At 62.2% G+C, this 20,994-nt stretch carries 16 protein-coding genes; 9 read left to right on the top strand and 7 right to left on the bottom strand.

Annotation, left to right across the window (positions count from 1 at the left end):
- Nucleotides 1-29: 29 nt before the first annotated feature.
- Together AC1DUY_RS13120 and AC1DUY_RS13115 are read left to right on the top strand one after the other, a co-directional pair.
- Nucleotides 30-401, top strand: coding sequence for a helix-turn-helix domain-containing protein (locus AC1DUY_RS13120; protein ID WP_089265251.1), 372 nt, complete (start codon nucleotides 30-32; stop codon nucleotides 399-401).
- A 163-nt stretch (nucleotides 402-564) separates the two neighbouring features.
- Complete coding sequence (locus AC1DUY_RS13115; protein ID WP_089265252.1) at nucleotides 565-1,887, top strand: dicarboxylate/amino acid:cation symporter; 1,323 nt, start codon at nucleotides 565-567, stop codon at nucleotides 1,885-1,887.
- A gap of 68 nt (nucleotides 1,888-1,955) precedes the next feature.
- Here the strand turns inward: AC1DUY_RS13115 and AC1DUY_RS13110 are convergent, their stop codons facing one another.
- From AC1DUY_RS13110 to AC1DUY_RS13095, 4 genes are all read right to left on the bottom strand, one after another.
- Nucleotides 1,956-3,023: an alcohol dehydrogenase gene (locus AC1DUY_RS13110; protein WP_478114775.1), complete on the bottom strand. Its 1,068-nt coding sequence runs from the start codon at nucleotides 3,021-3,023 to the stop codon at nucleotides 1,956-1,958.
- 124 nt (nucleotides 3,024-3,147) lie between these two features.
- Nucleotides 3,148-5,475, bottom strand: coding sequence for a xanthine dehydrogenase family protein molybdopterin-binding subunit (locus AC1DUY_RS13105; protein WP_478114773.1), 2,328 nt, complete (start codon nucleotides 5,473-5,475; stop codon nucleotides 3,148-3,150).
- Nucleotides 5,476-5,625: 150 nt separating this feature from the next.
- Nucleotides 5,626-6,501, bottom strand: coding sequence for a dihydrodipicolinate synthase family protein (locus AC1DUY_RS13100; RefSeq protein WP_439064539.1), 876 nt, complete (start codon nucleotides 6,499-6,501; stop codon nucleotides 5,626-5,628).
- A 4-nt stretch (nucleotides 6,502-6,505) separates the two neighbouring features.
- A complete protein-coding gene (locus tag AC1DUY_RS13095) occupies nucleotides 6,506-7,765 on the bottom strand; it encodes an allantoate amidohydrolase (RefSeq protein WP_478114770.1) in 1,260 nt (419 codons plus the stop codon).
- Nucleotides 7,766-7,916: 151 nt separating this feature from the next.
- Here AC1DUY_RS13095 and AC1DUY_RS13090 point away from each other — a divergent pair, with 151 nt between their 5' ends.
- Nucleotides 7,917-8,414 carry a nucleoside deaminase gene (locus AC1DUY_RS13090; protein ID WP_478114768.1) on the top strand — a complete coding sequence of 166 codons (498 nt, stop codon included), beginning with the start codon at nucleotides 7,917-7,919 and terminating at the stop codon, nucleotides 8,412-8,414.
- A 66-nt stretch (nucleotides 8,415-8,480) separates the two neighbouring features.
- Here the strand turns inward: AC1DUY_RS13090 and AC1DUY_RS13085 are convergent, their stop codons facing one another.
- Entirely contained in the window at nucleotides 8,481-9,527 is a 1,047-nt protein-coding gene (locus AC1DUY_RS13085) for a hypothetical protein (protein WP_089265258.1), read from the bottom strand.
- A 593-nt stretch (nucleotides 9,528-10,120) separates the two neighbouring features.
- Between AC1DUY_RS13085 and AC1DUY_RS13080 the strand changes: the two genes are divergently transcribed.
- The 4 genes from AC1DUY_RS13080 to AC1DUY_RS13065 are packed head-to-tail and all read left to right on the top strand — an operon-like array spanning nucleotide 10,121 to nucleotide 14,788.
- Nucleotides 10,121-11,689, top strand: coding sequence for an ABC transporter ATP-binding protein (locus AC1DUY_RS13080; RefSeq protein WP_478114766.1), 1,569 nt, complete (start codon nucleotides 10,121-10,123; stop codon nucleotides 11,687-11,689).
- A complete protein-coding gene (locus AC1DUY_RS13075; RefSeq protein ID WP_478114764.1) occupies nucleotides 11,673-12,764 on the top strand; it encodes an ABC transporter permease in 1,092 nt (363 codons plus the stop codon). Before AC1DUY_RS13080 ends, AC1DUY_RS13075 begins: the two co-directional genes overlap by 17 nt.
- Nucleotides 12,751-13,668, top strand: a complete 918-nt coding sequence (locus AC1DUY_RS13070; RefSeq protein ID WP_478114762.1) for an ABC transporter permease — start codon at nucleotides 12,751-12,753, stop codon at nucleotides 13,666-13,668. Before AC1DUY_RS13075 ends, AC1DUY_RS13070 begins: the two co-directional genes overlap by 14 nt.
- A gap of 40 nt (nucleotides 13,669-13,708) precedes the next feature.
- Nucleotides 13,709-14,788, top strand: coding sequence for a BMP family ABC transporter substrate-binding protein (locus AC1DUY_RS13065; RefSeq protein ID WP_089265262.1), 1,080 nt, complete (start codon nucleotides 13,709-13,711; stop codon nucleotides 14,786-14,788).
- Between the two features lie 129 nt (nucleotides 14,789-14,917).
- Here AC1DUY_RS13065 and AC1DUY_RS13060 read toward each other — a convergent pair whose 3' ends face one another.
- Entirely contained in the window at nucleotides 14,918-16,267 is a 1,350-nt protein-coding gene (locus AC1DUY_RS13060) for an 8-oxoguanine deaminase (RefSeq protein ID WP_478114760.1), read from the bottom strand.
- A gap of 157 nt (nucleotides 16,268-16,424) precedes the next feature.
- Between AC1DUY_RS13060 and AC1DUY_RS13055 the strand changes: the two genes are divergently transcribed.
- Both AC1DUY_RS13055 and AC1DUY_RS13050 read left to right on the top strand, forming a co-directional pair.
- Nucleotides 16,425-17,246: an FAD binding domain-containing protein gene (locus tag AC1DUY_RS13055; protein WP_478114758.1), complete on the top strand. Its 822-nt coding sequence runs from the start codon at nucleotides 16,425-16,427 to the stop codon at nucleotides 17,244-17,246.
- Nucleotides 17,243-19,852, top strand: a complete 2,610-nt coding sequence (locus AC1DUY_RS13050) for a molybdopterin-dependent oxidoreductase (protein WP_478114756.1) — start codon at nucleotides 17,243-17,245, stop codon at nucleotides 19,850-19,852. The genes AC1DUY_RS13055 and AC1DUY_RS13050 overlap by 4 nt, the downstream gene beginning before the upstream one ends.
- A 283-nt stretch (nucleotides 19,853-20,135) precedes the next feature.
- Here AC1DUY_RS13050 and pucL read toward each other — a convergent pair whose 3' ends face one another.
- Nucleotides 20,136-20,975, bottom strand: coding sequence for a factor-independent urate hydroxylase (pucL, locus tag AC1DUY_RS13045; protein WP_478114754.1), 840 nt, complete (start codon nucleotides 20,973-20,975; stop codon nucleotides 20,136-20,138).
- Nucleotides 20,976-20,994 lie beyond the last annotated feature (19 nt).

The following is a 20,994-nucleotide window of genomic DNA, read 5'->3' as shown; positions in this document are numbered from 1 at the left end:
CCTTATTCAAACAAACTGAATGGTGACGAATGAAGCAACGTAGCGCCGGCAAACCCGACATTGAGATGGGCAAGAGGATCCGTCTGCGTCGTGTTGAGCAGAAAATTTCGCAGGCGGATTTAGGCGAAAAGCTGGGCGTCAGCTTCCAGCAGGTTCAGAAGTACGAAAAGGGTGTCAATCGCGTTGGCGCTGCGCGTCTTCAGCAGATTGCCACGGCGCTCGATGTGCCGGTCACCTTCTTCTACGATGGCGATGGCAAGAGCCGCGAAGTGGAAAGCTTGCTGTTCCTCGATAGCGCTTTCAGCCTCCGCTTGCTTCGTGCTTACAGCCGCATCAAGAGCCAGACGGTCCAGCGCCAGATGGTCGTCCTGATGGAAGCGATCGCCGACGAAGAGAAGTAATCGTCGCATGGCCGCCGGAGCGACCCGGCCGCTGATCGGCTCGATTTCAATCCCCCTCAACACGAAAAGAACTCGCCGTAACCGCGGCGAGATTTTATACATCTGCACCTAGCGGTGGCACGGTTGTTGCTGGAATATTCGTGAACCTCAGGGGGAGCGAACCATGTCTACAGCTACGATTACCGCCGTCGAACCAATCCGCAAGCCTCTCTATCAGTCGCTCTTCGTGCAGGTGCTTGTCGCCCTGCTGCTCGGCATCGTCCTTGGCATCGCCGTGCCGGACTTCGCGGTCGGCCTGAAGGTCTTCAGCGACGCCTTCCTCAAACTCATCTCCATGATTGTGGCACCCATCGTGTTCTGTGTGGTGGTGCATGGCATTGCGGGTGCCGGCGACCTCAAGAAGGTCGGCAGGGTTGGGGTCAAGGCGCTGATCTATTTCGAGGCCATGACCACGCTGGCGCTCGTTGTCGGCCTAGTGCTGGCCTATCTGTTCGGCCCGGGCCACGGCATGAACATCAATCCGGCCTCGCTCGACGGCAAGGCACTCACGACGGTCGCAGACAACGCTCACAAGCTGCAGGGCGGCGGCATCGGTAGTTTCCTGCTCAACATCATTCCGACCACCTCGTTCGACGCTCTGGCGCGCAACGACGTCCTGCAGGTGCTGTTCTTCGCCATCCTGTTCGGCACCAGCCTGGCGCTGGTCGGTGGCGAGAAAGGCGAGCGGATTTCGAGCTTCATCGAAGCCGTATCGACCGTTCTATTCCGCGCCATGGGACTGATCGTTCGCCTCGCCCCGATCGGCGTGCTCGGCGCTGTCGCCTATACGGTCGGACGCTACGGTGTCGGATCGCTGAAGCAACTCGTCTCGCTGGTGGTGCTGTTCTATGTCTCGGTCGCGATCTTCGTCTTCGGCGTACTCGGCGGCGTGATGGCGCTGGCCGGGCTGAACATCATCAAATTCCTGAACTATCTGCGCGAGGAACTCACCATCGTGCTCGCCACCGCGTCATCGGATGCAGTGCTGCCCCAGGTCATGCGCAAACTCGAACGGCTCGGCGTCAAGGACAACGTGGTCGGCCTCGTGATCCCGACCGGATATTCGTTCAATCTCGACGCGTTCTCGATCTATCTGACGCTGGCCGTGGTGTTCATCGCGCAGGCCACGAATACACCGCTGTCCTTCGGCGACCTCATGCTGGTGCTCGGCGTCTCGCTGGTGACGTCGAAGGGCGCCCACGGCGTACCGGGCTCAGCGATCGTGATCCTTGCCGCGACGCTCAATGCCGTGCCGAGCATTCCCGCCATCGGTCTCGTGCTGGTGCTGTCGGTAGACTGGTTCATCGGCATGGCCCGCGCGCTCGGCAACCTGATCGGCAACTGCGTTGCCACCGTCGTGGTCGGCGCATGGGAAGGCGATCTCGACCATGCCAAGGCGAAGCGTGTGTTGGATGGTGAAGAGCTGGTGGATGTGACGGCTGGCTAATCGCGTCACCCGTCAAAAAAGAAGCGGCCCGAAGGCCGCTTCTCAACGTCAGAATGAATGCTTCAACCTTACGCCGGCGTGAGGATCGCGCGGCCGACCAGCTTGCCGTCTTTCAGATCGTTCAGCGCCGCATTGGCCTTTGCAAGCGGTATCGGGCTCGTCGGGATCGGCTGCACCTTCTTGGTGCGCACCAGCTCCAACAGTTCCTTGGTCTCGCGGAGATTGCCGACATAGCTGCCCTGGATGGTCAGCGCCTTCATGGCGATCAGCGGCAGCGCCCAGGTGGCGCCGCCACCGAACAGGCCGACCATGATCAGCTTGCCGCCCTTAGAGAGCACGTCGAAGCCGAGCTGCGTCGTTGACGGAGTGCCGACCAGATCGATCACCGACAGGATCGGCTGACCGGCAGCCTTGGCAAGCTGCTCAAGCGCGTCGGGCGCATTGCCGTCCACGGCCGCCAGAGCGCCGGCCTTGATCGCCGCTTCGCGCTTTCGCGCATCGATATCGACAACGATGGCGCCCTTGCCGCCCATCGCCTTCAACAGTTCAAGCGCCATCAGGCCGAGGCCACCGGCGCCGAAGATCACGATCGGATTGCCGAGATCGCTCTCGATCTTCTTCAGCGCACTATAGGTGGTAACGCCCGAGCAGGCATAAGGCGCGGCGATGACCGGATCCATGCCCTTGAGGTCGATCAAGTAGCGCGGATGCGGCACCAGAAGGTGATCGGAGTAACCACCGTCGCAATGTACGCCGAGGCAGCGCGGCGCGAGGCAGAGATTCTCATCACCGGCAAGACAGACCGCACATTTGCCGCAGCCGATCCATGGATAGGCCAATGCGATATCGCCAATCTTGACGCCGCCGGCTTCCTGCTGCGCATCCGGACCAAAGGCAATGACTTCGCCGACGGTCTCGTGACCCATGGTGCGCGGCAGCGTGATGCCGCGGTCCTTCAGCGACAGCTTCTTGCGGCCGTGGCCGAGTTCATAGCCACCTTCCCAGATGTGCAGGTCGCTGTGGCAGACGCCGGCAGCCTTCACGCGGATCAGCACCTGCGTGCCGGTCGGCTGCGGGGTCTGCTCGTCGACCTCGCCGAGCGGTTCGTTGAATTCGAGAACCTTGAAGCTCTTCATTATGTTTTCTCTCCCGGTTGAAGTTTCTTGTTATCCGCAGGATGGGTCGAGCGAAGCGAAACCCATCGCATAGAACCCGATCATGATGGGTTTCGCGACGACGCTCTACCCATCCTGCAGGGTCTCAGCCATGCGCTGCGCTTGCGCTCCTGATCGCTTCCCATACCTTGATGGGCGACAGCGGCGTATTGAGCTGCGTGATGCCCAGTGGTTGCAGCGCATCCAGCACGCCATTGACGATGCAGGGCGGACCACCGATCGCGCCGGATTCTCCGCAGCCCTTCGAGCCGATCGGGTTGGTGACGCAGGGTGCCGAACCATCCAATGTCACTGACAGAGGTGGCAGGTCACCCGCGCGCGGAATGCAGTAATCCTGATAGCTGGCGGTGATGAGCTGGCCATCCTCGTCGTAATGAACGTTCTCGAACAGCGCTTGGCCGATGCCCTGCGCCACGCCGCCGTGGATCTGGCCGGTCACCAGCATCGGATTCACCGCCACGCCGACATCGTCGACCGTGGTGTAGCGAACGACATTGGTGATGCCGGTCTCCGGATCGATCTCGACCTCGCAGATATGCGTTCCGTTCGGCCAGGTCGGGCCGTCCGCCACGCCGGTCGACTCGACGCTGAGCTGTTCGCCGTCTTCGGCTTTCGCGATCTCGAACAGGCCAACGCGCTTGTCGGTACCGACGACGGTGAGGAAACCTCCGGAATACTCGATGTCCTCCACCGAGGCTTCGAGCATGTTGGCCGCCTTCTCGCGCGCCTTGGCGATCATGTCGGCGGCCGACACCACCGCGGCAGTGCCGCCAACGAACAGCGAACGCGAACCGACACTGCCCATGCCGACGATGACGTCGGTATCGCCCTGGATCACATCGATCTTGTCGATGCCAATGCCAAGGGCTTCAGAGACGAGCTGCGAATAGGCGGTCTGCAGGCCCTGCCCCATCGCCATGGTGCCGGAATGCAGGATGACGCGGCCATTGGCCATGGCGCGCAGGCGAACCTTCTCCGTGGTGCCCGGACCGCCGGTCCATTCGATATAGCTGGTGAGCCCGCGGCCGTAGAGCAGACCCTTCTTCTTCGCCGCCTTCTTGCGCGCGGCGAAGCCGTCCCAATCCGACAGTTCGGTGGCACGGTCGAGCATGTGCGCGAAGGCGCCACTGTCATAGGTCTGGCCAACGGCGTTCTTATAGGGAAATTGCGTCGGCTTGATGTAGTTGACCTTGCGGATCGCGCGCGGGTCCATGCCCATCTGCCGTGCGGCGGCGTCCATCAAACGCTCGATGATGAAAACGGCTTCCGGACGCCCGGCACCACGATAGGCGCCCACGGGTGCGGTGTTCGTGATGACCGCCTTGATGTCGTAATGCACGTTCTGCAGGTCGTAGACGCCGGTCTGCACGAACGGCCCCAGCACCAGCGGAATGATGACAGCGGTGGCCGACATATAGGCACCGGTGCCGCCGATCGAACGGACGCGATAGGCCAAGATCCGACCCTTGGCATCGAGCGCGAGCTCTGCCGTCGAGGTCAGATCGCGGCCATGAGTCCCGCCGACGAATTCATCGGTGCGATCGCCGCGCCAGCGGATCGTCTTGTTGAGCTTCACAGCCACATAGGCGACGACACCGTCTTCGGGATACAGGCTCGTCTTCTGACCGAACCCGCCGCCGATATCGCCCACCACCACGCGGATCGATTCCTTCGGACGCTTGAGCACCGCGTCGGCAAGGATATCGCGGGTCGATGCCGGGGTCTGCGATTGCACGTACAGGGTCAGCTTGCCGGACTTCTTGTCGACTTCAGCGATGGTCGAGCGCGGCTCCATGGCCGATGGCACGAGACGTTGACTCACGATGTCCAGCGACACCGTATGCTTGGCAGCGGCAAAAGCAGCCTCCACCTTGGCAGGATCGCCATAGCTGGTGGCCGCGACAATATTGTCCGGTGCATCCGGCCAGACCACCGCCGCACCGGGCTTCATCGCCTCGACGGGATCGACCACCGCCGGCAGAACATCATAGCTGATGTCGATCGCCTCGGCCGCGAGCTGGGCAGCAGCGCGCGACGTAGCGACGATTGCCGCCACCGCTTCGCCAGCGAACCGCACGACTTCATGCGCGAGCAGCCGGCGCGGCGGAAAGGTCGCCGCCGAGCCGTCGGGACGCTTGAAGATCGGCAGCGTCGGCAGCGTGCCGACATCGTCGGCCACGAGATCCGCGCCGGTATAGATCGCCTCGACACCGGGCATCGCCTTGGCGGCGGCCACGTCAATCGCGGTGATCTTCGCATGGGCATGCGGCGAGCGCAGCAGATGCAGCCACAGCGCGCCGTCTTCCGGCTTGTCGTCGATGAATTTGCCCTGCCCGGTGAGAAGTCTTTGATCTTCAAGGCGCTTGGGAGAAAGACCGGCGCCGAAGCGCAGATTGCCGGGCAGAATGTTCATCAGACGTCCTTCAATGGCGAGCCTTACGGGCGGGCTGTATGGTTTCTAGCCCAGAAAGACCGCGTGAGCCAACAGGCCAGCCGCACAAGGCTGAGCGACAGAATGTGCATGAGCGCTGCTCGTTTGCGCGTCTGGCGGCAACGACATCGATCAGCCGACATCCCGCAAAACGGCCTCGATCACCTTGCGCTCGTCCGCGGTCAAAGCCGGCTGCGGGGCCACGGGGTCGCCGACCTCATAGCCCTGGATCGCGAGGCCCGTCTTGATGCAGGCGGCCAGATTATAGCGCGCGAAGGCCTCGTTGAGCCGCCACATCCGCCGCTGCAAGACCATGGCCTCGTCCCAGCGATGCGCCTTGCAGAGATTGTAGAGTTCGACGCTCTGCTTCGGCACGACGCAGGCCGGGCCCGCCATCCAGCCGACGCCGCCGATCAGCATGACGGCTGACGGAATATGCGCCGAGGCGGCGAACACTTTCAGTTTGTCGCCGCAGCGGTTGATGATCGACAACAGCCGGCCGGTATTGGTGGAGGCATCCTTGATATACTGGATGCGCGGATGCTCGGCGAGCCGCGCCACGACGTCGAGCGTCAGATCCGAACGCTGGAATTGCGGATTGGTGTAGATCACCACGGGAATATCGACGGCATCGGCGATGGCGCGGAAGTAGGATTCGATCTGCGCATCCTTGAGCGGGAAATACGCTTCGAGAATAGCCAGGATGCCGGTGGCGCCGAGCTTCTGATACGACTTCGCCTGCGCCACCGCATCGACCGTCGAGGTCGATGCCACGCCTGCCACCACCGGCACGCGCCCGCCTGCCGCATCGATCGTGGCCTGCACCACCGTCCTGCGCTGCTCGCGATTGAGATAGGCGAATTCGCCGGTCGAGCCGAGCGGCGTCAGACCATGCACGCCCGCGCCGATGAGATCGCCGCACAGGCGGCCCAGCACATCGGTGCGGATACGCCCCTCGTCGTCAGCAGGCGAGACGAGATAGGGAAACACGCCGTGGAAATCTGCCATCGCATCAGGCCTTCGGCTTAAAATTCTCGATCACGCGCAACAACACGCGCGCACCGACCTCGACATCCGCATCGTCCACATGCTCGGCAGGATTGTGGCTGATCCCGCCGCGACAGCGCACGAACAGCATCGCCACATCGGCAATATCGGTCATCGCCATGCCGTCATGGCCGGCCCCGCTCGGCAGCTCGAACGCGCGATAGCCCTCGGCAGTAATTGCATCGGCGATCTGCTTCTGCAGCCAGGGCGCACACGGCACCGTGCGATTCTCATGGGTGATGTTGATCTGCAGATCGAGCTTGCGCGCTTTGGCGATCGACTCGATCTCGCGCACCATGTCGGTGATGGCGAGCTTGCGATAGGAATCCTTTGGCGACCGGATATCCATGGTGAACGACACCAGACCCGGGATCACATTGGTCGCGCCCGGCATCGCGTTGATATAGCCGACGGTGCCGACAAGACCGCCGCGGTCCGACTGGCAGAACTCCTCGATCGCAACTATACATTCGGCGGCGCCCACCAGTGCATCGCGCCGCATCGCCATGGGTACCGTGCCGGCATGACCGGCCATGCCGTGCAATTCGACTGCGAGACGCGTCGCACCCGAAATGGCAGTCACGACCCCCACCGGCAGCTTCTGCGCTTCAAGCACGGGCCCCTGCTCGATATGCAATTCGAGATAGGCCAGCAATTCGCCGGGCGCGCGCGCTGCGGCGCCGACGTGATCGGGATCGAGGCCGAAGGTGATCATCGCCTCGCGCATCGAGATACCCGTTTTGTCGCGGCCGCCGAGCACGCTATCGACAAAAGTCCCGGCCACCGCACGGCTGCCGAGCAGCGTCGAGGCGAAGCGCACGCCCTCCTCATCGGCAAAGGCGGCGATCTCGACGGCGAATGGCAGGCGCGCGCCACGGCGATTGAGATCACCGACGCAGGAAATTGCCGTGATGACCCCGAGCGGTCCGTCCCAGCGGCCGGCATCGCGCACGGTGTCGTAATGGGAGCCGAGCATCAGGCACGGCAGACCGGGCCGGTCGCCTTCATAGCGTCCGCAGACATTGCCGATCGCATCGATACGCGCCCGCATGCCGGCTGCCTGCATCCAGCCGATGATCAGTTCGGCGGCAGCACGATGTTCCGGTGTAAGGAATATTCGCGTGATGTTGTCCGGCGCTTCCGAAATAGCAGCCAGCGCGTTGATGCGTTCGACGATCTCGCCGCCGAGCAATTGGCCGGAAGCTCCGACGACTTTCTCTTCCATCGCAATCATGCTTCTTTAACTTGGGCTGCAGGCCCGGATGCCGGTTGAAACATCCGTTCGACAAATCCTAATGCGGTTGGGAGGCCATGGCGAATCCCGCCGCGAGGCCGCCGGGACCTGCAGGTTAGACGGTCAGGTGACAGGAGCAACCATGAGCGAACCAGACCAGGCGGACCGCCACGAGGCGTTTCTCAGATTGTCGTTCGATGCCGCCCGGCGCGCTATGGAGTCCGGCAACCATCCATTCGGCGCGATCCTGGTCGATGCGCACGGCAAGGTTCTGATGGAAGCCGGTAACGCCTTCATGCCCTCTCATGACGGCACCGCCCATGCAGAGCGGCTGCTGTGCAGCGAAGCCTCGATTGCCTATGACGAGACCGAGCTGAAGACCTTCACGCTGTATTCGTCGGCAGAACCCTGCGCCATGTGCGCCGGCGCGATCTATTGGGTTGGCATTGGACGGCTGGTTTATGGGCTCGGCGAAGCAAGACTCAAGGCGATCACCGGCGACCATCCGGAAAATCCCACACTGGATCTGCCTTGCCGCGACGTGTTTGCAGCAGGACAGAAGAACATCGAGGTCGTCGGACCACTGCTGGAAGACGAGGCAGCTGCGCAACACGAAAATTTCTGGGCACAACAGGGCTAGTCATGTCGACATGAAAACGACGCCGCGATTCACGCAGCGTCGTTTTCGTATTGATGTCAGCTCAGATCAAAACTTGACGGTGACGCCGGAATAGAGCGAGTCCTCGCGGCACGATCCCGGCGCAAACGTGGTGCACGGCAGGCTGGCATTCTCATCCAAGCCGAACTTGTTCCGCCAGAGCCGATAGGCCACCCACACGTCGACATTGTGGGTGTATTTCGGTCCCCAGATCGCCTTGCTGGCGTCGAAGGTCAGACGGATCGGTTCGGCGTTGATCTCCATCTTGGTTGCCGTGCCGATGATCTGGCCGTTCTCCGAACCTTTCGGCCCGTAGAAGCCGGCCCGGCCGCTGATCGCGAAATAGTCCATGCTCGGGGGCAGGAAGCCGAGATCCATGTAGTAGTTGAGTTCGACGGCCCAGGTCGGGTTGAACTGGCGGTTGCCGTCGATGTTACAGGAGACGCCGGGAATCTGGCCGGGAGCGCCGGCATAGCCGCACTGCGTGAACGTGCTGCGATTGGCGAATTCGTAGTAGAACAACGGATTGACGTTGAAGAAGCCCTTGTAAGGCAGGTCGAAAGCGAATTGCAGACCGGTCACGACGTCGCGCTTGGATGCGGAGAAGAACCGGTTTTCAGTGCTGCCATCCGCACCGATGACGAACGACACGTTGCGCAGCGGGCCCATCGAGAAGGCCTTGGTGTTGAAGACCTCGTTGAAGCCGATCGTGCTACGGATGAGGCCGTAGATTTCTGTTGCGCCTTCGCAGCCCGTGATCGGACGCAGCGGATCGGCGCAGGGATTCGCCGGGCTGCTCTTGCCCGCCTTTTCGAGGCCGATGTTGAAGAAGTTGGTACCGTAGGTCCACACGTCGAAGTGCGTGAAGGCGAAGACCTGCTTCGTGGTCTTGGCGGTGACGCCGGGATCGACCGCTCCCCACTGATAGGCATAGGTGAAACGGTTATCGATCAGCAGGAAGAACGGCAGATCCGGGATCGGCTTTGCCTTGACCGGCATGGCCGCCATGTCGGCGGCGCCTGCCGAGCCTGTCGGCACCATGGCTGTTAGCGACAGCAACGTCGCGGCTGCAATTGCGCGGAAACGATTGGCCATTGGAATTACCCCCACCTGTTGACAATGATTGCGTGCCTCTCGCGAGAGAGTTGTTGCAATCAGTCCGGGTGAGAAGCCTCAACTTTTTCCAATAGTTGCCACGGATTTCATCAGGGATGCCCAGTGAAATCAGTATTTTATGCTTGAAGCATCGTGTTTTCGGGATGGTGAAATGACACCATGCGAGCGCGTGTAAGACACGCGCTTAGAGACTGTAAAGATTGGTATTTTGCGACGTTCTGTCGCAGGTTTCCGAACGAAGCTCCGATGGTGAATTCACACTGTGATTTCGTGTTTGCACCGCAAGAAAATCACTGCCCAACTTCTCAACACACGAGAAAATCCGGATCTCGAATTCGTTGCACATGTACCAGAACTGCAACACTTCAGACCAAGTATACAATGCGAAAGTCGAATAAACGTCATTCAATCAATGAAAAGCCCGAGCCTCACGCGATTGCGTAGACAGGAATCGCCCAAGAAAGCGATCCAGTCCAAAAATAAGGCAGACGCTGGCGCTTATTCGAGATTTACGCTGCATTCCAATCCGGCACACACTTGCCGCAAACCTCCTTTTCACGCGTGAGTAGCGAATGTTGGATTCGGGATCGGGACACGCGCGTTCGGGGGCGGCGCTGCTGCAGACCATCGGTCTGACCAAGCGCTATGGCAGTTTCCTCGCCAATGACGCCATCGACATCGCGATCCGTCCGCAGGAAATTCACGCGCTGCTCGGCGAGAACGGCGCCGGCAAATCCACACTCGTCAAAACCATTTACGGCCTGATCCAGCCGAGCGAAGGCGAGATGCTGTGGCAGGGCGAGAAGATGGTGCTCGCCGGCCCGCATGATGCGCGCGCGCGCGGCATCGGCATGGTGTTCCAGCATTTCTCGCTGTTCGACAATCTCACTGTCGCCGAGAACGTTGCGCTCGGTCTCGACGGCAAGGAATCCTTCAAAGCGATGTCGGCGCGGCTCGAACAGGTGTCGCAGCAATATGGCTTGCCGCTCGATCCCAAGCGCGAGGTCTGGCAACTCTCGGTCGGCGAACGTCAGCGCATCGAGATCGTGCGCGTGCTGATGCAGAATCCGAAATTCCTGATCCTCGACGAGCCCACCGCCGTGCTGACGCCGCAGGAGGCTGATCAGCTCTTCGTCGTGCTGGAGCGCCTGAAGTCGGAAGGCCGCGCGATCCTTTACATCAGCCACAAGCTCGACGAGGTGAAGCGGCTCTGCGACACCGCCACCATCCTGCGCGGCGGCAAGAAGATCTCGACCTGCCTGCCGCGCGAAGAAACTGCCGCGTCGCTAGCGCGCATGATGGTCGGCACCGAGATCAAGCAGGTGAAAGCCGCCGCCAACAGGCAAACCACCGTGCCGCGGCTCGTGGTCAACGATCTCAGCCTCGCGCCCGACGAACCACATGGCGTGCATCTGAAAAACATCTCGCTGGAGCTGAAGGGCGGCGAGATCCTGGGGATCGCCGGCGTCGCTGGCAACGGCCAGGACGAGTTCTTCGCGGCGCTCTCCGGCGAGCGTCTCGCCAAGGATCCCGGCACCATCGTCATCGACGGTCACGCCGCCGGACATCTGTCGATCACCGCGCGCCGCAAGCTCGGCGCGGCCTTCGTGCCCGAGGAACGCCTCGGTCACGGCACCGCGCCGCGCATGAGATTGTCGGAAAACGCGCTGCTCACCGGCCATGCCGCGTCAGGCATGGTGCAGAACGGTTTCATCAATACGGCGGCGACGCTCGCGACCGTCGACCGCGCCACCGCGAGTTTCGACGTCCGCAAGGCCAAACGCGATCCGGAAGCCGCCAGCCTTTCCGGCGGCAACCTGCAGAAATTCATCGTCGGCCGCGAGATCCTGCGCAACCCCATCGTGCTCGTGGTCAGCCAGCCGACATGGGGCGTCGATGCCGGCGCTGCCGCCGTCATCCGTCAGGCGCTGCTCGATCTTGCAGCGGCAGGTGCGGCCATCCTCGTTACCAGCCAGGACCTTGACGAACTCGCTGACATTGCCGACCGCATCGCTGTGATGTTCCACGGTCGTCTGTCCGAGCCGTTAATGACGGCGGATGCCGACAGGGAAACGCTGGGCTTGCTGATGGGCGGCAGCGCACTCACGCCAAAGGACGTGCCCGATGCAGTTGGTGCTTGAGAAGCGCGCGGAGCGATCGACCATCATCGCGCTGGTATCGCCTGTTATCGCCATCGGGCTGACCATCGTGACCATGAGCATCCTGTTCATGATCATCGGCAAGAATCCGATCGCCGCGCTCAACGTCTATTTCATCACGCCGCTGACCGACGCCTATTCGCTGCAGGAGCTTGCGGTGAAGGCGGCGCCGCTGGTGATGATCGCCATTGGCCTGTCGCTTTGTTACCTCGCCAATGTCTGGAATATCGGCGCGGAGGGACAGTTCCTCGTCGGTGCCGTGGCGGGCAGTTGGCTTGCGGTGAAGACCAACGGCACCGATGCCGGCGTCTGGGTCTTGCCGGCGATGCTGCTGCTCGGTGCCATCGCGGGCGCGCTCTATGCGTTGATCCCGGCCTTCTGCAAGGTGCGCTTCGGCGCCAGCGAAATTCTGGTCAGTCTGATGCTGGTCTATGTGGCCGACCTGCTGCTGGATTATCTCGTCCGCGGCCCATGGCGCGATCCCAAAGGGTTCAACTTCCCGACCACGGCCGAATTCGATCCGGTCGCCACCGTGCCCCTGCTGTTCGAGGGTGGACGGCTGCATCTCGGCGCGGTCATCGCACTGGTGATCGTTATTGCCGCTGCTGTCCTGCTCGGCCGCACTATCAAGGGTTTTGAAATTCGTGTGGTTGGCGCAGCGCCCCGCGCGGCGCGCTTCGGCGGCTTCTCGTCGAACCAGCTGGTGCTGCTGACTTTCGCGATATCCGGCGCGCTGGCCGGCCTCGCGGGGATCATCGAGGTCGCCGGCCCCGTCGGTCATCTGCAGCCCGGCATCTCGCCCGGCTATGGTTTCACGGCGATCATCGTTGCATTTCTCGGACGGCTCAACCCGGTTGGAATACTAATTGCAGGGCTTTTCCTGGCGCTGACATTTATCGGCGGGGAGCAAGCGCAGATCGCCATGAAGATCCCACTCGATATCACCAAGGTGTTTCAGGGCATCCTGCTGTTCTATGTGCTCGCCTGCGACAGCCTGATCCTGTACCGGATCAAGCTCATCATGCCGCAGCGGAAGGTCGCCGATGGAGCTGCTTGAAGCCATCATCCTTGCCGTACTCGCGGCGTCGACACCGCTGCTGCTCGCCGCCTCCGGCGAGCTACTGGTGGAGCGCGCCGGCGTGCTCAATCTCGGCGTCGAAGGCATGATGATCGTCGGTGCCGCCTGCGGCTTTGCCGGCGCCTGGGCCACCGGCTCGACATTCATCGGAGCGCTGTGCGGCATTCTCGCCGGCGTCGCGCTATCGCTGGTGTTTGCACTGATGACGCTCGGCCTCGCCGTCAATCAGGTCGCCACGGGTCTCGCGCTCACAATCCTGGGCATCGGCGTCTCCGGCCTGATCGGCGCCGGCTTCGTCGGTGAGCGTATCGCCACCGCGCCGCGGCTGTACATTCCCGGCCTGACCACGCTCCCCTTCGTCGGCAAGATCCTGTTCGGCGAGGATGGCTTCGTCTATGTCTCGATCGCGCTGATCGTCGCGATCTCGTACTTCCTCTATCGCACCCGGGCGGGGCTGGTCCTTCGCGCCATCGGCGACAATCACGTCTCCGCCCATGCGCTCGGTTATCCCGTGCTCAAGATCCGCATGTTCGCCGTGATGTTCGGCGGCGGCTGCGCAGGCCTCGCCGGCGCCTATCTGCCGCTGGCCTATACGCCCTTCTTCGTCCCCGGCATGACCGCCGGGCGCGGCTGGATCGCGCTGGCGCTGGTGGTATTCGCCTCATGGCTGCCGGGGCGCCTCGTGATCGGCGCCTATCTGTTCGGCGCGGTCTCGATCTTGCAACTGCATGCGCAAGGCTGGGGCGTCGGCGTGCCCTCGCAACTAATGTCCGCACTGCCCTATCTCGCAACCGTCGTCGTGCTGGTGCTGATCTCGCGCACCCGCAGCGGCGGCTCCACGGCGCCGGCCGCATTGGGCACGGTATTCGTGCCCGACCGCTAAAGACATTCTCGCAAGACTATCTCGCAAACAGGAGACGCGTATGAACAGGAAAGCACTTGCAGCCGCCGCCCTACTGCTGGCCACCGGCCTCGGATTGGGTGCAGCCGTCGCCGCCGACAAGCTGAAGGTCGGCTTCGTCTATATCGGCCCGGTCGGCGATTTCGGCTGGACCTATCAGCACGAAGTCGGCCGCCAGATGATCGTCAAGGAATTCGGCGACAAGATCGAGACCACCTATCTCGAAAACGTCAGCGAAGGCCCGGACTCCGAGCGCTCCATCGAACAGCTCGCGCGCGCCGGCAATCAGCTCATCTTCACCACGTCGTTCGGCTATATGGATCCGACGCTGAAGGTCGCCAAGCGCAATCCCAAGGTGATGTTCGAACACGCCACCGGCTTCAAGCGCGACAAGAACATGTCGAGCTATTCCGGCCGCTTCTTCGAAGGCCGCTACATCCAGGGCCTGATCGCCGCCAAGATGTCGAAGAAGGGCGTGCTGGGTTACATCGGCTCGTTCCCGATTCCGGAAGTTATCTCGGGCATCAATGCGACCATGCTCGCGGCGCAGAAGATCAATCCGGACATCAAGATCAAGATCATCTGGGTCAACACCTGGTTCGATCCCGGCAAGGAAGCCGATGCCGCCAAGGCGCTGCTCGATCAGGGCGCCGACGTGATCATGCAGCACACCGACAGCCCGGCCGCGATGCAGGTCGCCTCCGAGCGTGGCGCGCTCGCCTTCGGCCAGGACTCGGACATGATCAAGTTCGGTCCGAAGACGCAGCTCACTGCGGTCACCAACAACTGGGGCCCGTATTATGTCGAACGCGTCAAGGCGGCCCTCGATGGCACCTGGAAGTCGGAAGACACCTGGGCGGGCCTGAAGGAGAAGATGGTCGTGATGGCGCCCTATACCAACATGCCGGATGACGTGAAGAAGATGGCGATGGACACCGAAGCCGCCATCATCGCCGGCACGCTGAAGCCGTTCAAATGCCCGATCTTGGGACAGGACGGCAAGGAAGTGGAATGCAAGGGCGGCGACGCGCTGGACCCCGGCCAGGTGCTCGGCATGAACTTCTATGTGAAGGGTATCGACGACAAGATTCCGGGGAAGTAAGTCACTCCGTCATGGCCGGGCTTGTCCCGGCCATCCACGTCTCTCTGGCCTGGAAGTTAAAGACGTGGATGCCCGGCACATCTAGCGAAGCTCGCTTCGCGCTGGCCGGGCATGACGACTGAGGGTGATCTACCCCACCTGCATCGCCCGCGCCGCCGCGCTGTGCCGCCGGATCAGATCGCCGACATCCAGCCCCGGGATCGCGCCGTCGATCACGCGCCATGCGCCGCCCACCATCACGCGGTCCGCACGATGCGCGCCGCACAGCACGAGTGCCGCCAGGGGATCGCCATGGCCGGAGAAGCGCAGCTCGTCGAGCTTGAACAGCGCCAGATCCGCCATTTTGCCGACCGCGATCTCACCCAGCTCCGGCCGCCCCACACAAGCCGCCGAGCCCTTGGTCGCCCAGCGCAGCGCGTCCTTGTGGCTGACGCGTCCGACGCCATAGCGCGCCCGCTGCAGCAGAAATGCCGCGCGTACTTCCTGCATCAAATTCGATCCATCATTCGATGCCGAACCATCGACACCGAGGCCGATACCGACGCCCGCGTCTTCCATTTCGCAGACCGGACAGCAGCCAGAGGCCAATAGCTGATTGCTGCAGGAGCAATGACTGATGGTGGTGCCTGCCTTGCCGAGCCGCAGCATTTCGCCCGCGTTGAAGTGGATGCCATGCGCCAGCCATGTGCGTTTGTTCAGCCAGCCGGTCTGCTCCAGATAATCCAGCGGACGGCAGCCATAGATCTCCTCGCAATAGCGGTTCTCGTCCTCGGTCTCGCCAAGATGCGTATGCAGCCGGACATCGAGCTTGTCCGCAAGCGCCGCGGTGCTTGCCATCAGCGACGTCGTTACCGAGAAAGGCGAGCACGGCGCCAGCGCGATCTGCACCATGGCGTCTTCGCCGCGCTGATGGAATGTCGCCACCACGCGCTCGCTATCAGCCAGGATCGTGTCTTCGTCCTGCACCACACTGTCCGGGGGCAGACCGCCGTCTTTCACAGAGCGGTTCATCGATCCCCGCGTCAGCAGCACGCGCATGCCGAGCCGCTGCGCCACCGCGACTTCGATATCGACGGACGCTTCGAGGCCGGCAGGAAACACATAGTGGTGATCGGTGGTCGTCGTGCAGCCCGACAGCAACAATTCCGCCATCGCCACGCTGACACCGAGATGGAGATTCTCGGGCGTCAGCCGCGCCCAGACCGGATAGAGCGCCTGCAGCCAGGGAAACAGCTCGCGATCCAGCGCCGCTGGCAAGGCGCGCGTGAGCGTCTGATAGAAATGATGGTGCGTATTGATCAGCCCCGGCAGCACCACATGGGTGCTGGCATCATAAGTTGCGATATCCACCGTGGCCGGCTGGCCGCCGGCCGGCACCAGTTCGACAATCCGGCCATTCCTGACGACAATGCCGCGCTCGGCGCCTTCGGCAAAAATGCCGAGGGGGTCCTTGATCCATGTGGCCTGCGTTTCCGACATGGCTCATCTCCTTCGGTCATGGACCCGACCTTGCAATTCAGGGACCAGCCACGAATACTTCAATTTGTTCTGCAATTGTCGGCGACTTGGCGTCGGTCTTGCAAGGTTCACAATGATACTTCAAGGGGTCATTGCCGAGTGAAAGCATAACCGCCCTATGGATTTGAATACGGTCACGTCCGTTGCCCGCCCCACGACGCGGGAACAGCTACCGACATGGACTGCCGGGGATGCATGGCTCGCCGGGGGCACCTGGCTTTTCTCCGAACCACAGACCCATCTGACGCGGCTGATCGACCTCACCGATCTCAAATGGCCGGCCCTCACCGTCACCGACAAGGAATTACAGATCGCTGCGACCTGCACAGTGGCACAGCTCGACGCGCTGGCCTGCCCGCCCGACTGGATCGCATCGCCGCTCATCAATCAATGTTGCCGCGCCTTCCTCGCCTCCTTCAAGATCTGGAAGACGGCAACGGTCGGCGGCAATCTCTGCATGTCGCTGCCGGCGGGCCCGATGATCGCGCTCACCGCCGCGCTCGATGGCATCTGCACGATCTGGAAGGCCGATGGCAGCGTAGACACGATCGACGCGGTGAACTTCGTCACCGGCGATCAGCACAATGTGCTGATGCCGGGTGATCTCCTGCGCAGCATTGCCATTCCGCTTGCAGCCTTCAAACGACGCTCTGCGTTCCGGCAGATCTCGCTGACGCCGGTCGGGCGATCTGCTGCGCTGCTGATAGGAAGCCTTGATGAGGATGGCTTGCGGCTGACGATCACGGCTTCGACGAAGCGTCCTGTTCGTATCGCGCTCCCAACACTTCCCGATACCGACACGCTCGAAGAAGCGATCCTCGACCGGATTCCGGACAACCTCTATCACGATGACGTTCACGGCAAGCCGGCCTGGCGCAAGCAAATGACATTGCGGCTCGCGGAAGAAATCCGTGCCGAACTGCAGGGCTTCAGGCCATGAGCTTCGAGATCAACGGCCACAGCTTTTCGCAGCAGCCGCAAGCCGGCCAATGCCTGCGCACCTTCCTGCGCGAACTCGGCCATTTCGGCGTCAAGAAAGGCTGCGATGCCGGCGACTGCGGTGCCTGCACCGTGTTGCTCGATGGCGAGCCTGTACATAGCTGTATCATCCCGGCATTTCGCGCCGCAGGTCATGCCGTCACCACCATCGAAGGTCTCGCGTCGGAAGGCGGCATCCATCCGATGCAGCAGGCGTTCCTGGACGCACAGGGATTCCAGTGCGGCTTCTGCACATCCGGCATGATCGTGACCTGCGCGTCGCTCAATCAGTCACAGCGCGCCGATCTCGGAGCGTCGTTGAAGGGAAATCTGTGTCGCTGCACAGGCTATCGCACGATAGAGGACGCACTCGACGGCAAGTCCAATGTGCAAGACGCCGAGCCCGGCACCGCCTTCGGCCGCAGCCTGCCCGCGCCCGCTGGTCCCCAGGTGGTGACGGGCAAGGCGCGCTACACATTTGACGTCGCCATGGACGGCCTGCTGCATATCAAGATGCTGCGCTCGCCGCATCCGCATGCCCGCATCGTGTCGATCGATGCATCAGCCGCGCAGGCGATGCCGGGCGTGCATGCGGTCCTGACCCATGCGGATACTCCGGCCACGTTGTTCTCAACGGCGCGCCACGAGATCGATGCAATGGATCCCGAGGATACACGGATCCTCGACGACACCGTGCGCTTCATCGGCCAAAAAGTCGCCGCCGTGGTTGCGGACAGCGAAGCGATCGCGGAGGAAGCCTGCCGCCGCATCGACATTGTCTATGACATCCTGCCCGCGGTGTTCGATCCCGCAGCCGCCATTGCGCCCGGTGCGCCGGTCATTCACCCCGACAAGACGCCGATCCATCGCGTCAGCGATGCGGCACGCAACGTCATCGCCGAAACACACGGCGAATTCGGCGATGTCGCGGCAGCGCTGGCCTCGTCGGCCGTCACCTATGAAGGCACATTCACCACGCAACGCGTGCAGCACGGCCATCTCGAGACCCATGGCGGCATGGCCTGGCTCGATGCAGACGGCATCCTCAATATTCGCTCGAGCACGCAGACGCCGTTCCTGACACGCCGCGCACTGGCTCAATTGTATGACCTTCCCTCTGACAAGGTCCGCGTGTTCTGCGAACGCGTCGGCGGCGGGTTCGGCGGCAAGCAGGAAATGTTCGTCGAGGACATTCTCGCGCTGGCCGCACTCAAGACCGGCCGCCCGGTGAAATGGGAACTGACCCGCGAGGAGCAATTCATCGCCACATCGACGCGGCATCCGATGCGCGTCACGGTCAAGGCCGGTGCCGACAAGTACGGCAAGCTCACCGCGCTGCAGCTCGACGTGCTCTCCAACACCGGCGCCTATGGCAATCATGCGGGCCCGGTGCTGTTTCACGCCTGCGGTGAATCACTCGGCGTCTATAACTGCGCCAACAAGAAGGTCGATGCCGTGGTCGCCTATACCAACACGGTGCCGGCAGGCGCGTTTCGCGGCTACGGCCTGCCGCAAACGCTGTTCGCGGTGGAAGCCGCCATCGACGATCTCGCGAAGCAGCTCGGCATCAGCCCGTATGATTTCCGCCGGTACAACGTCATCAAGCCCGGCGATGCCATGCTGTCGCCCGCCGGCACGCACTACGACGATGTGCTGATCGGAAGTTACGGCCTCGACCAGTGCCTCGACCTCGTCGAGCGCGCGATGCAAGTCGAGACAAAACACGACCTCGATGACGACTGGCTGATCGGCGACGGCATCGCGCTCACCATGATCGACACCGTGCCGCCGCAGGGCCACATCGCCGAAGTCGTCATCGCCAAACGTGACGACGGCGACTACGATCTCACGGTCGGCACCGCCGAATTCGGCAATGGCACCGCGACGGTGCATCGGCAGATCGCGGCCACCACGCTCGGCTGCAGCGTCGAGCAGATTCATTTGCGCCAGTCCGATACGCGGAACGGCGGCCACGACACCGGCGCCTATGGCAGCGCCGGCACATTCGTCGCTGGCAAAGCCACCCAAGACGCCGCGCAAAAACTGATGGAGGCGATGAAGGCGGACAGCAACGCACGAAGCGCCACTGGAACTTCGGGCGGCACCCCCCGTTCGGTCGCCTTCAACGTCCAGGGATTTCGCGTGGCGGTGAACAAGGGGACCGGCGCGATCAAGGTTCTCAAGAGCGTGCAGGCTGCGGACGCTGGCGCCGTCGCCAATCCGATGCAACTCCGCGGCCAGATCGAAGGCGGCGTCGCGCAGTCATTGGGAGCCACGCTCTATGAAGAGATGGTGATCGACGACCGCGGCCGCGTCGTCAATCCGAAATTCCGCGACTATCATCTGCCATCCTTCGCCGATCTGCCGCGCACCGACGTGCATTTCGCCGACACCTATGATGCGATCGGGCCATTGGGTGCGAAGTCGATGAGCGAAAGCCCGTATAATCCCGTTGCGGCCGCCATGGGCAACGCGCTGTTCGACGCCACGGGCATCCGGTTTACGCAGGTGCCGTTCAAACCGGATCGGATTTTTCCGGAGTTGCAGAAGAAGTTTGGGAAGGCATGAGAGCAAAACGCCGATCTTAACCTCTCCCCGCTCTGCGCGGGGAGAGGTCGCCGCGTCTTCGCGGCGGGTGAGGGGCCGGGCATACGGCTAAACCTGCCGACAACCTCTGAGGTCGATCGGCTGCATCAACCTCCAATAGCCGAATTGAATGTTATCCGATCCGCTAGCGTGAGTTTGCCGCAGCATCGCGCCTTGCCCCTCACCCGGATCGCAAGGGCGATCCGACCTCTCCCCGCAAAGGGCGGGGAGAGGTTAAGAACGGCGCTCTTGTCTTCGCCGCGAACTACCCCCGCCCCACCGTGCATTCGATCTGCCCGTGTGGCTCGTCCGTTGGCAGGAACACGTCGTTGTTATTGTCGAGACCGAACGCCGAGAGATTCATCAGGATGTAGTGGATGTTCGGACAGGCCATGCTGATCTCGGAAATCTCCGGCACGGCGGCCAGGACCTTCTCGCCCATACGATACAGGCTGTTCTGCACGCTCGGACTATAGGTCGTCGCGAATTCCTTCAGCAGCGTGTCCAGAATTGTCTTGTTGGTCGCGGGATAGCTCGCAGGCTTGCCGGACCACTTCCACGACGCGACCATCGATGTCGCGCAGATACGGTCGCTGGTCGGCTGGATCGTCGAATATTTGTCGGTGTAGTAATTCTCCCAGCCGGATTGCGTCGACTTCATGAAGGTGAAGTTGTCGAGGCCTGAGCTCATGGTCATGCCGTCGCGCGTCGCATGGATCTCGACGGTCGGCTTGCCGTTGCTGTCGAGCAGGAATGCGTGCGGGTGTAGTTCGCCGTCGACAGCCAGCCGGGCCCACTTGGTCTCATGCGCAGTGATGCTGACGGAACTCGCCTGCGGATACAGGTCGAGATAGCGTTTCGCCAATGCCTGGCAGAACTCTTCGGTCGACAGCGCAGTATTCTCCCGCGCCACCACATTGACGATGTTCTTGATCGTGTCCGTGGATGTCGAGGTGGAGTTGTCGGCGTCGGTATAGGCGCGGCCGAAATCGCCTTCCAGCATCGCCTTGATGCTGAGCTGACTGGCATCCTGCTTGTCGCCGTCGCGGTGGATCCGCATGATGCGGACACGGCCTTTTCCATATCTGTTCTTGATGAGCGGCACGCACGACCTCCAGTCTGTA

It is taken from the genome of Tardiphaga sp. P4_G1 (genome assembly GCF_056401215.1).
The sequence above is the reverse complement of the archived record's forward strand: the minus strand, read 5'-3'. Positions and strand labels throughout refer to the sequence as shown.